This is a genomic window from Paenibacillus sp. FSL H8-0280, from assembly GCF_045040665.1.
GTDB lineage: Bacteria > Bacillota > Bacilli > Paenibacillales > Paenibacillaceae > Paenibacillus > Paenibacillus xylanexedens_A.
Genome location: NZ_CP150296.1, coordinates 4,604,434 through 4,616,375 on the forward strand (window position 1 = coordinate 4,604,434; position 11,942 = coordinate 4,616,375).

Below are 11,942 nucleotides of genomic sequence, written 5' to 3' on the forward strand. Positions count from 1 at the left end.
ATATACATGAATGCGTTCACAAGCTAATCATACATGAAAGGGGATTCATTACACCGTTTTGAGCATGAGTTGCATCAGATGCGGAATGAAATGCTTCTAGATGCGCATGAGTTGCCTGAATTCTTTGACCTTCCCACGACTCACGGGCACTTCAGCTTCCAAATCGCGCAGACGGAGCAGATACGTATTGTTGAACCAAGGTACAATTTCACGGATTTGCGACAGATTTACGACGTACGAACGGTGGCAGCGAAAGAACGTATCCTGTGGCAGACGGCTGTGAAAATCCGATATGCTCACTGGCATGGTGAACTCCCCATTTTTGGTATATACCTTCGTCACTTTCTCTTGTGCTTCCGCATAGTAGATATCTGCCGTATCCGTAACAATAATATTGTCATTCCGCAGCAGATTAATTCTTCTGTCCGTATGGGAATTCGTATCTCGTTCTCGTACCAGTTCACCATGCGCAGCATATCCGTCCGCCGTAGGGGCTAGTCCATCCTCAACATGTTGCTCCACCGGCGTATGATCACGTTTGAAAGCCATCTCCAGCTTATGGAGCATTGCAGCAATTCGTTTCTCGTCATACGGCTTCAGAATATAATCAAACGCCTCCAACTCAAAGGCTTCCGCTGCATGTTCCTTATACGCCGTAGTAAATACAATGTAGGGTTTCGTTGCAAACTTCCCAATATGATGGGCCAGCATCATACCGTCCAGCGAGGGAATATTGATATCGAGAAAAATAACATCTACTTCTTGTTCCTGCAAAAACTTCAGTACATCCAGCCCATCTTCAAGGCGGTCCACCACTTCAATCTGACTATGTTCCTGGATTAAATAATTCAATTCCTCACTTGCCAGAATCTCATCTTCCACAATAAGAGCTCTCATTGATCCATCATCACCTTGTTACGACATCTCCTTTGGGCACATCAAATAAAATATCGGTTCCTTGTTCCAGCCTAGTAATGGTTACACCTTGTCCGTAGATAAGCTTGACCCGGCGATGCACATTATATAGCCCGATCTGGTTACCAGGCATACGGTCGTGGTAGACACGTTCAATAATATCTGCACTGATGCCTGCTCCTGTATCACTGACACTGATTCGCACAAACTCCGGATAATCCTGTACCCGTATTCGAACAGTCCCGGGTCCTTTCACCTTGAGAATGCCATGAATAATTGCATTTTCCACGAGCGGCTGGATGACAAGGCTCGGAATATGCACCGCGACCTCATCAATGTCATAGATCACGTTAAGTCGGCTGCCAAAGCGAGCTTTCTCAATCTCCACATAATTACGGACCTGCTCCAGTTCCTTATGAATATCAATTAACTCATCCGACAGCTCCAGATTGTAGCGCATGTACCCGGATAGGTTTACAATCAGCTCCCGCGCTCGATCCGGTTTGGTTCGGATGGACGAAGCAATCGCATTTAACGCATTAAATAGAAAATGAGGATGAATGGTTGTCTGTAATGCACGCAGTTCTGCTTTGTTGGCAGCAACCTTGATCTCTTCTACCCGCGATACTTCCATCTGAGTTGAGATGATCTGCGACAGACCTACAGCCATCGTTTGTAATGGATACGTAATTTTGTACGCTTTGCGATAATAGATTTTGAGCGCGCCTGTAATGTCTCCTCGTTCTTTGAGCGGAATGATTAAAAGCGAGTGGATATCGGGTGTTTTTTCATCAATGACATCATTACTGATCGTAATCTCCCCACTGGATATCGTCTTCTTGGTCATCTCACTTATAATTTCATTACCGATATGATATCGTTCCTCACCAAATCCTACATAAGCCAGTACATTCCGGGTATCCGTAATTGCAACCGCATCGGCCTGAATATCCTCCTGAATAATCCGGCAAATTTTGCGCAGAGAATCCTCATCAATCGAACGGAAATACGGCAAGGTTTTGTTTGCAATCTCCAGTGCCAGCTTCGCCTGACGAGCCGCAATCATTTCCTTTTCCCCCTCAACACTTTGCACCAAGAGCACAATCAGCCCAATGTTGACTTCACCCAGAATCATAGGCAGCGCAATCTTCGATACAATGTCGGCACCCAGTGGATCGGGATAGGAAAATAACAGAATCAATAACATCGTGAGCGCTTCACAGATCATTCCAGCACCAATACCGATGATCCATCGCTTAGGCTTGGGCGTGTACTTATGTATATATCCAGAGACCAGACCTGCCAAGATACTCGTGATTAGACACGGTATAGCTGTGACTCCATCCATATCGATCAAATACCGATGCACCCCGGAGACAATACCCGTAATAATACCCACAGGCGCTCCGAACAAAATACCACCCGATAACACGGCGATGATCCGCACGTTCACCAGTGAACCTTCAACATTAATGCCCGTATATGTCCCGAAAATGGCAAAAGCACAGAATAAAAAGGTAACCGCAATAGACTCCTGCCACCTTAATTTCCCCTTTTGCAGAATCTGCCTAAATCTCGGCACCCTCGACAGAAAGAATAAAAATATAATCAACAGCGCCGCCCGTTCAAATAAACCCAGCAGCATCGTAAACATTTCCAATCGTACTTCCTCCACATCTGTCTAATATAAATGCATACTGACACGCTACACTCTTGACGAAACATCCATGACATCGATCCCTACTGCTCGTATGCTCGTATGCTCGTATGCTCGTATGTTCGTATGCTCGTATGCTCGTATGCTCGTATGCTCGTATGCTCGTATGCTCGTATGCTCGTATGCTCGTATGCAACAGTTTACCGCTACCCCCGGAGGAAAGCAAAGTCCATCCTGTGAAAATACACCAACTATATTACACCATTCACACCATAGTTCATCCCTTAACTTCTATGAAAATGTCCGACTCCAGAAGAACCTATGTTATAATTAGTTGTCATGTTATTCCAATTATTCAATGAAATTAATACAGAAAGGTGTTCATGCATGCTTGCCATTCTACTCCTAGGTTCACTTCTGCTCTTTAGCCTAATATGGCTTACCCTATATGCTGTCTCCAGACGATCCAACGATCCTACTCGATCAACAAAACTTGTCCTGCAAATTATTTTATTTATCTCAATCCTGACTTTAATTGTACAGGACTACATCCTGAAAGAAGATCCTTATAACAGCACTATAATTGTAGTTCTACTCATAACCTTAATATTCATCAGCTCTCTCCAGGATAAAAGTAAGAGTGCAGCGGATAAAAATACATAAACACAATTTAAAGCCCAACTAAACCCTCTATAGCATGCCTTCACCACAAAAAAGGGTGTTCCATCATGTCATCTACATGACTAATGGAACACCCCTTCTTTACAATACCAAACAATCATTCGATGTAATTTGGTTTTATAAAGTGAACTCCCAGTTACACAGTAACGGAGAGTGCAGAACCAATCTGAAGAAGCAAAGCGTGCGCCTTTATCCCCGGATTTTACCCTTTAGAAAAGGGAATCAAAAAAATCCGGGGATAACAGCGATCGGAAGATGGTACTGCACTCGGAGTGGTCACGTGTAACACCCTGTAGTTCATTTTACCCCACCCAACATTACATAGAATCCCTACCTAAACATCCCCCACAACTTAATCAAATGAAACGTATTGTTCGGATCAATCTTCTGCGCGAGCACAAAAGCAACAAACTGCTCCTCCTGCGCCGGAGAGAAATTCTCATTCATAATGACTGCCGAAGACTTGACCAACCTTCTGACCTTGGCCTTATCTTGCAGATCAGACTTGGTCACGCCATCAATCAACTTTTTGATACGCTCTTTGACAGCGGGATTTTTCATCTTTAATTTGATCCGCTCCACCAGCTGCGGACTAATTCCATATTGTTGATAACCCAAAACGTATAGCACCTCCCAAAAGAATGAACTCACTTCTTATTCATATGTCGGGAGGGCTTGTACACTTGTCTTTTTTTACAAAGGTAATACGAAAAACCCGCTATTATGGCAAGCTTTAGTCAATCAGATCACCCTTGAATACTTGCTGTTGCTGTAGGAAATCACGCAGAGGTGCATAGTCCATAGAGGTCCAGAAGGTCGCATCCTCAATTAAGTGGGTCACGTCATCTCTGGCTTGTTCGAGCACAGCAAAATCGGCAACCATATCGGCAAGACGGAACTCGGGCAATCCGCTCTGTTTGGTACCAAAGAAATCACCCGGACCCCGGAGATCCAGATCACGCCTGGATACCTCGAATCCATCCTCCGTTTCCGTCATGACCTTCATACGTTCTTGTCCAACCTCCGTCTTGGGATCAGCAATGAGTACACAATAGGAAGCATGCGCACCACGACCGACCCGACCACGAAGCTGATGCAGCTGGGAAAGACCGAAGCGGTCCGCGTCCATAATGACCATCAACGTGGCATTTGGCACATCGACCCCAACCTCCACAACGGTGGTGGAGACGAGCAACTGAATATCATTGCTGTAGAAGTCGCGCATCATCTCTTCTTTCTCCGCAGCCGTCATCCGGCCATGCAGCAGACCTACACGATATTTCGGAAAGTTCTGCTGCATCTGCACATGCAGATCAATGGCATTCTGCACATCCAGTTTCTCCGACTCTTCAATGAGCGGACAGATCAGATAAGCCTGACGCCCCTGATCCACTTCTCTGGAGATAAACCCGAGCACCCGCTCCATCATATCGTGCTTAACCCAATACGTAGAGATGGGAATCCGTCCCTTAGGACGTTCTGAGATCGTGGATACTTCAATATCCCCAAAAGCCGTAATCGCCAGTGTCCGTGGAATTGGCGTAGCCGTCATCGTTAACACATCCGGATTATATCCTTTGCGTCGTAAAACGCTGCGCTGATTCACACCGAAGCGATGCTGCTCGTCCGTCACCACAAGGCCCAGATCACGGAAGAAAACATCTTCCTGAATCAGGGCGTGTGTACCCACTACGATATCAATCATGCCCATTTGCAACGAGGCGATCAGATCTTTACGTTTGCGTCCATTTACACTACCCGTTAACAGCCCTACGGTTACCCCAAACGGTTCAAACAGCTTTTGAAGTGAGCGCATATGCTGTTCCGCCAGAATCTCCGTAGGCACCATCAGAGCCCCTTGGAGCCCAGATCGAACAGTTGTGTATAGCGCAATCGCCGCAATAACCGTTTTACCCGAACCTACATCACCCTGCAATAACCGATTCATTGCATAGGGCGAACGCATATCATGCAGAATTTCAAGCTCCACCTTTTTCTGAGCATCTGTCAGTTCAAAAGGTAAACTGCGTACAAACTCACGAATCGTCGTATTGTCCGTGGTATGCACTACACCATCCATACGATTCCGGTTGAGCGCGCGATACGCCTGCATTTTCAACTGGAACAGAAACAGCTCTTCATACACCATCCGCTGTCTGGCCTGTTGACCTTCCCGGTTGTCCTGTGGACGATGAATTCCAGCAATCGCTTGTTTACGAGGCATCAAACTGTATTTCTTCATCAAGGACTGAGGCAGAATCTCAGGAATCATATCTCCGAATTGAATTAACCCTTGATTGATCGTTTTTCGCATCCATTGTTGCGTCAGTTTGCCGGTTACCGAATATACAGGTTGCAATGTACCTGAACGCCCATCGCCTTTATCAGGGAACTCCGAGTCAGTTACTGTCATCTGCATGCGTTTTTGTTCCCATTTTCCTGTAATCACAATCTCCCGATTGGGGGTAAGTTGTTCTTTGAGGAAATGGCGATTGAACCAGGTGGCTGTAATCATCCACTCTTCCGTCATGATCTTACAGGTAAGACGGGACTTTTTACCGTATCGTTGTAATACAGGAATACCCATCACCTGTCCCTGGACCGTAATCTTGTCCCCATCCTTCACTTCACTAAGTGAACGCAGACGATAATCCTCGTAACGGAACGGATAATATTCAAGCAGGTCTTTAACAGTAGAGATGCCAAAGGCGTGAAGCTCTCCCTCTTTGAGAGCACTCACGCCGTTAATTTGCTTAACTGATATTTCTTCCAATTTCATGTCTAATCCCTCATTCCGGAACAGGCCACATAAAGATCGCAATGACACCAGGTCCAACATGACTGCCTATTACGGCTCCAATATTGGTATAGATCACTTCATTCAGTGTAAAATGACCCCGCAGCTGCTCTGCACAAGCGATCGCTGATCCCGGGTCAGCGGTATGACCTACCGCCAGGTTAACCCGTTTGCCTGCAAGATCCTTCTGGAACAGCTCAATAATGCGTGCCATTGCTTTTTTATGACCTCTGACTTTCTCAACTGCGTAGATAACGCCTTCTTCATCAATAGACAGGATCGGCTTAATGTTAAGCAACGTTCCCAAGATGGCTGAAGCTTTGCCAATCCGACCGCCCTTTTGCAGATACTCCAAAGTATCTACAAGAAAGAACAACTTGCGAGATTGTTGCATCCCTTCAATAGCAGCAGCGATATCGCCTGCTGACTTGCCCTGTTCGGCAAGTTCAGCAGCCTGTACCACCATTAGACCGTATCCATACGAAGCTGACTTCGAATCCAGCACGGTGATGTCACCCTCACGCTCCAGCAAAGACTTGCCAAGCATGGCCGATTGATAGGTACCACTCATGCCGGATGACAGGTGGATCGATACAATCGGACGTTCCGGGTTCTCATCAAGCAGTGCCTGATATACATTCATGAAATCGGTTGGAGATGGCTGTGAAGTTGTAGGCAACACAGAACTCTTCTTCAATTTTTCATAGAACTGTTCCGAAGTCAGATCAACGCCATCTGCATAGGTCTCTTCACCGAACAGAAGGCGCAGCGGAACAATGTGAATCCCGTATTTGCGAATGAGTTCTTCGGGAATATCCGCCGTACTGTCTGTTACAATCGCAACTTTGTGGCTCATGACTCTCCTCCTCTTCGCTAGAGTGCTATAAGTACATGTTCAAAAAGTCAACCAGAGACTTTTTGAACAACCTTTATTAGGACTCTACGGAGAACAAATAATAATACACAGGCTGTCCTCCACGATGTACCTCTACCTCAGCATCAGGATACTGTACTTCAAGCCATGCAGCGAGGGCAGCAGTAACCTCAGGGTCAGCTTCGTCCCCTTCAAGGATCGTCACCACTTCATCTCCACTCTCCATCATCTGTTTGAGCAGACCTTCACATGCTTGAAGCATGGTTTCATCCGTCGCTACAATTTTGGAGTTATGAATACCGATATAGTGCCCCGCCTTGATATCTAATTCATCGTATTGCGTATCACGAACCGCATGAGTCACTTGACCGGACTGTACCCGGCTAATTGCCTCCAACATTTGGTCTCGGTTTGTTTCCGCAGACTCATCTTCCTGGAAAGCAAAGGCAGCAGCCATTCCCTGTGGAATGGTCTTGCTTGGAATAACCGTAATCCGGCGCTCATCTTCAAGCAATTCACGAGCCTGCTCCGCAGCCAGTACAATATTCGAGTTATTCGGGAGTATAAATACCTGCTCCGCAGCAATGGAACGAACGGCTTTTACAAAATCCTCAGTACTCGGATTCATCGTCTGTCCACCGGACAGAACCACATCAACGCCAAGACTTTGGAAAATCTCTGCAATACCGTCACCGGAGGATACTGCAATAAAACCATACGGTGCCATCTCATCTGCAGGAAGCACAGCCTCTTCCATACTGCGCGCTGCCTCAGGTGGAATCTCTGCAAACAATTCAGGTGATGGAGCAATGTCCATGCCTGCTGTGAGGAGATCTCGATGCTGTTCACGCATATTGAGAATATGAATCTGTGTAATCTCACCATAATGCAGCGCCAAGTTTAATACATCGCCTGGTGTCTTGGAATGGACATGAACTTTGATGACTTCATCATCGGCAATGATAATGATCGAATCTCCATTAACTGATAACGCTTTCCGGAATGCTTCATCATCAAATGCCACTCCTGCGTTCTCTCCAAGCTCACGATTAATGAAGAATTCCATATCATACAGGAATTCAATATCTTCCGTTTCCAGTCTCGCCTGAGCAGACAATGGCATCTCCGGCGCAATCACCTGCTGCTGTGCAGGCTTCTTGATATCCACTTCTGTCGGTGCAGCCGGTTTCAAAGCAGATGCTGCCACGGATGGGGTTACTTCTTTGTTCAGTGAAGTACGACTCCCTCCGTCACTTTGCAGCAATACTTCCATAAAGCCCTCGTAGATATATACAAGCCCCTGACCACCTGAATCCACAACACCAACCTGTTTCAGTACAGGCAGTAATTCCGGAGTCATTGCCAGTGCTTCTTTTGCTTTTAACAAAACTTCATTCATTAATTCAGTAATATCATTCGTCCGTCTTGCATAGTAGTTGGCATGTTTCGCCGCTTCCTTGGCTACGGTAAGAATGGTCCCTTCAACGGGCTTTACGACTGCTTTGTAAGCTGCGTCAACACCGTTCTGCAGGGCTGCTGCAAATTGGAGCGTATTCAGTTCCTCATAGGGAGCAGCTGAACGACTAAAACCACGGAACAATTGCGACAGAATAACTCCTGAATTCCCCCGTGCGCCCATAAGCAGGCCTTTCGATAGAATACCGGCAGCTTCGCCGATGGAGGCAGAACTTTTTCTTTTAATCTCTGCAACTCCTGCACTCATTGTCAAATTCATGTTCGTTCCCGTGTCACCATCCGGCACAGGGAAAACATTCAGGGAATTGACGTGCTCTGCATGCTGTCCAAGTTGTTCCGCTCCGGCAAGTACCATTGCGGTGAAATCTGTTCCATTTAAAGAACGTATACTCAAGTGAGAATTCCCCTTCCTAGCTTGATACACGAACACCTTGCACCAAGATGTGTCTGGTCTGTTCATGCGCTAACGCGGACTGCGTTATTCTTCGTCCATACCTTGTCCGGCACAGGCATACAATACAACATGTCAGCCGGATTAACGGTCTGGGCGGCCGGGCTACCAATATCCTGCACTCTCTGCACCCCTAACTTCGGGGCATACGGATATGCACCGGTATCAAGAGCCGGCATGAATGCCGCATGGAGACTGGTGCCAATGATGGAATGCCGCAGCTCACAGCGTTGCCAAAAAGCAGACCACCGACCTCTAAGTACGGTTTATTCTCCGACTTCCTCGCGGCAACAGCCTGTTCACCACTGTATTATGGACTACTCAACATTGTACTATATTAGACAGGAGAAATAAATAAAGTTTTTGGATCAGTTGACGAAGCTTTTTTAATTATGATATTATATTCAAGTATTGTTTTATGCAGGTTAAGTAATGGAAATGATCCGGTTCATGCCGGCTTAAACAACGCCATTAGCTACTGAAACCTGATCTTTATGATCAGGAAGAACAATTTAGTCCTTATGGAATGACTTTTCGTTTCTGAAGGCAACTGGTTATTTTAGGATAGGAGGTGTAATCTATGTCTCGCAAATGTTATGTGACAGGTAAGAAACCGGGCACCGGTAACCACGTATCCCACGCTAACAACCGTAACCGTCGTACTTGGGGCGTAAACGTTCAGAAGGTCCGCATTCTCGTTGACGGCAAACCAAAACGTGTATACGTAAGCACCCGTGCACTGAAAGCCGGTAAAGTGACTCGCGTATAATCACGCAAAGCTACTATAAATCGGGTAAGCAAAAAGCACCTTGTTCCTTGCAGGTGCTTTTTTGGTATTCAAAAAAGGGATTCTTGAATACGCTCATTAACATGTGAATGGCCGCCGCATGGCGCTTCGCAGGTACGAATTCCAGATAAGCCTGAGCCGAAGCGGCGGTATTCCCTGTTACCTTATCAATCGGATCAGTTCTTTTGAAACGTATTAAGAATCGCCTTTACAAACCCTCCCAAAAACTTCGGCAGTTTGAATGTGTAAAATTTCATAATTCACCCTCCCCATCATGCTCATGCGTCCGCCGTATCCTATGCTTCAGGCCTTCTTTACCTCAAACACGACAAAAAAGGCTACATGAGAAACCTGCTCATGTAACCATATTTATGCGGAACCTTCGATCCCTATTCCACAATGACAAGCCCGAAGATCAGGTCATTTACGTTTGGGCAGGAATATATTGATAGGCAGCGATCATGAAAACACTCAGTAAATAATACAGTATGCCGAATATGACAAAAGTAACCCGATGTCCCGTACGATCAAATTTGCGGAAATACATAATAACAACGCCTACCCCGATTAATGACGTAATAGCATTGAACGGGGATTGAATAACCGCAAACAAAGCAAGCACAAGTCCCGTCACGAGACTCGCAGCCATCGTCCACAGTGTCTCCTTGAGGGTCATAGATCAGCCTCCGTAGCTACGGCGAATTTCAGTAATCGCGGCAGCGCGATCCTCACGGCCAAATACGGCACTCCCAGCAACGAGCACATCTGCTCCGGCTTCCACCACAAGCGGGGCTGTATCGGCAGCAATTCCGCCATCTACTTCGATATGTACATCATGGCGTCCCTTTTCGTTCAACCAGGTACGAATCTGCTTGATTTTGTTCATCGTACCCGAGATAAATGCCTGTCCACCAAATCCAGGATTGACCGTCATAACAAGAACCATGTCCACATCATCCAGAACTTCGAGAATGGCAGACGCTGGCGTTCCCGGATTAAGGGCTACTCCTGCCTTCACTCCCTGTTCCTTAATTAGATGAATAACGCGGTGCAAATGCACACAAGCCTCAGCATGAACGGTAATTACCGCTGCACCCGCTTTGGCAAATTCCTCAACATAACGCTCCGGATTCTCAATCATCAAATGCACATCGAGCGGCAAGCTTGTATGTGGAGCAATCGCCTTCACAATCGCAGGTCCAAGCGTAATATTAGGGACGAAATGACCGTCCATAACGTCAACATGAATCCAGTCTCCTCCTGCAGCTTGGGCTTCTGCAACTTCCGCACCAAGACGGGCAAAATCAGCTGATAATATCGATGGGGCAATTTTAATCATGTTAATACCTCCGCTTCTTATCTTTCATTTCGGTCAGGAACAGCACATAGTGCTGATATCGGCTTTCGGAGATCAGACCTTCCTCCTTGGCCGCAAGCACACGACAGCCTGGTTCATGTGTATGGGTACAACCTCGGAATTTGCACTGATCTGCAAACTGGGCGAATTCCCGGAAACAAGTGGAGAGTTCCTCCACACCGATCTCCAGAAAGTCCAGTTGGCTGAATCCTGGCGTATCCGCAACAAATCCACCATTATCCAACGGAATAAGCTCCACGTGCCTGGTGGTGTGTTTCCCTCGTCCTAGACGCATGCTGATCGCATTTGTCTCCAGCGTCAGGCCCGGCATCAATGCATTTAACATCGAAGACTTGCCTACACCGGATTGTCCGGAGAATACGCTGATCTTACCAGCCAGACGGTCTCTGAGCAATTCACTGCCTTCACCGGTACGTGAACTTGTGGAGATTACTTCATAACCAACCTGTTCATACAATGCTTTCACTTCAGCCACAGTGTCTTTGGCTGGATCAGCCAAGTCGAGTTTGGTTAACACAATGAGTGCATCCAGCCCCGCCTGCTCGATGTGAACAAGGAACTTGTCCAACAGGTTCAGGTTCATATCCGGTTCCTTCACAGAGAACACGAGAACAGCCAAACTTACATTGGCCACAGGAGGACGGATAAGTTCCGTCTCACGCTTCCGAATTTCATCTACCGTTCCTTCTCCGTTCTCAGTCAACATGTAGCTGACGCGATCACCTACAAGCGGTGATGTTCCCCGCTTTCTGAAGATACCTCTGGCTCGACATTGAACGGCGGAACCTTCAACCGAAGGAACCCCGTTGTCTTCCACTGGCATGACATAATAGTAACCGCTTAGCGCTTTAACGATGATACCTTCTGGCATAGCTCCGACGCCCTCCTTTAGATGGTGGTACATTTACTCCAGACGCCAGCATAAG

11 protein-coding genes are annotated in these 11,942 nt (G+C 46.7%); 1 reads left to right on the forward strand and 10 read right to left on the reverse strand.

Translation table 11 applies throughout. From position 1 onward, the window contains the following. Positions 1-96 precede the first annotated feature (96 nt). The 6 genes from MHI12_RS20160 to MHI12_RS20185 form a co-directional block, all read right to left on the reverse strand. On the reverse strand, positions 97-897 hold the full coding sequence (locus tag MHI12_RS20160; RefSeq protein WP_405170152.1) for a LytR/AlgR family response regulator transcription factor: 801 nt from the start codon (positions 895-897) through the stop codon (positions 97-99). 10 nt (positions 898-907) lie between these two features. Next, positions 908-2,560 carry a LytS/YhcK type 5TM receptor domain-containing protein gene (locus MHI12_RS20165; protein WP_405173028.1) on the reverse strand — a complete coding sequence of 551 codons (1,653 nt, stop codon included), beginning with the start codon at positions 2,558-2,560 and terminating at the stop codon, positions 908-910. Between the two features lie 1,023 nt (positions 2,561-3,583). Then, positions 3,584-3,871 carry a stage VI sporulation protein F gene (locus MHI12_RS20170; protein WP_036614589.1) on the reverse strand — a complete coding sequence of 96 codons (288 nt, stop codon included), beginning with the start codon at positions 3,869-3,871 and terminating at the stop codon, positions 3,584-3,586. 115 nt (positions 3,872-3,986) lie between these two features. Beyond that, the gene (gene recG / locus MHI12_RS20175) at positions 3,987-6,032 is read right to left on the reverse strand and encodes an ATP-dependent DNA helicase RecG (protein ID WP_405170153.1); all 2,046 of its coding nucleotides are present in this window, start codon (positions 6,030-6,032) and stop codon (positions 3,987-3,989) included. Positions 6,033-6,042: 10 nt separating this feature from the next. Then, entirely contained in the window at positions 6,043-6,906 is an 864-nt protein-coding gene (locus MHI12_RS20180; RefSeq protein ID WP_405170154.1) for a DegV family protein, read from the reverse strand. Positions 6,907-6,982: 76 nt separating this feature from the next. Next, positions 6,983-8,794: a DAK2 domain-containing protein gene (locus MHI12_RS20185; protein ID WP_405170155.1), complete on the reverse strand. Its 1,812-nt coding sequence runs from the start codon at positions 8,792-8,794 to the stop codon at positions 6,983-6,985. A gap of 637 nt (positions 8,795-9,431) precedes the next feature. On the opposite strand from MHI12_RS20185, the gene rpmB reads away from it, so the two are divergent. Next, on the forward strand, positions 9,432-9,620 hold the full coding sequence (gene rpmB, locus MHI12_RS20190; protein WP_017687459.1) for a 50S ribosomal protein L28: 189 nt from the start codon (positions 9,432-9,434) through the stop codon (positions 9,618-9,620). A 194-nt stretch (positions 9,621-9,814) separates the two neighbouring features. On the opposite strand, the gene spoVM is transcribed toward rpmB, so the two are convergent. The 4 genes from spoVM to rsgA all read right to left on the reverse strand — a co-directional run bounded on the left by spoVM (position 9,815) and on the right by rsgA (position 11,887). Beyond that, the gene (spoVM, locus tag MHI12_RS20195; protein WP_019424875.1) at positions 9,815-9,895 is read right to left on the reverse strand and encodes a stage V sporulation protein SpoVM; all 81 of its coding nucleotides are present in this window, start codon (positions 9,893-9,895) and stop codon (positions 9,815-9,817) included. Between the two features lie 167 nt (positions 9,896-10,062). After that, the gene (locus MHI12_RS20200; RefSeq protein WP_047843680.1) at positions 10,063-10,314 is read right to left on the reverse strand and encodes a hypothetical protein; all 252 of its coding nucleotides are present in this window, start codon (positions 10,312-10,314) and stop codon (positions 10,063-10,065) included. Positions 10,315-10,317: 3 nt separating this feature from the next. After that, complete coding sequence (rpe, locus tag MHI12_RS20205) at positions 10,318-10,977, reverse strand: ribulose-phosphate 3-epimerase (protein WP_017687456.1); 660 nt, start codon at positions 10,975-10,977, stop codon at positions 10,318-10,320. A gap of 1 nt (position 10,978) precedes the next feature. Further along, complete coding sequence (gene rsgA, locus MHI12_RS20210; RefSeq protein WP_017687455.1) at positions 10,979-11,887, reverse strand: ribosome small subunit-dependent GTPase A; 909 nt, start codon at positions 11,885-11,887, stop codon at positions 10,979-10,981. Positions 11,888-11,942: the final 55 nt, after the last annotated feature.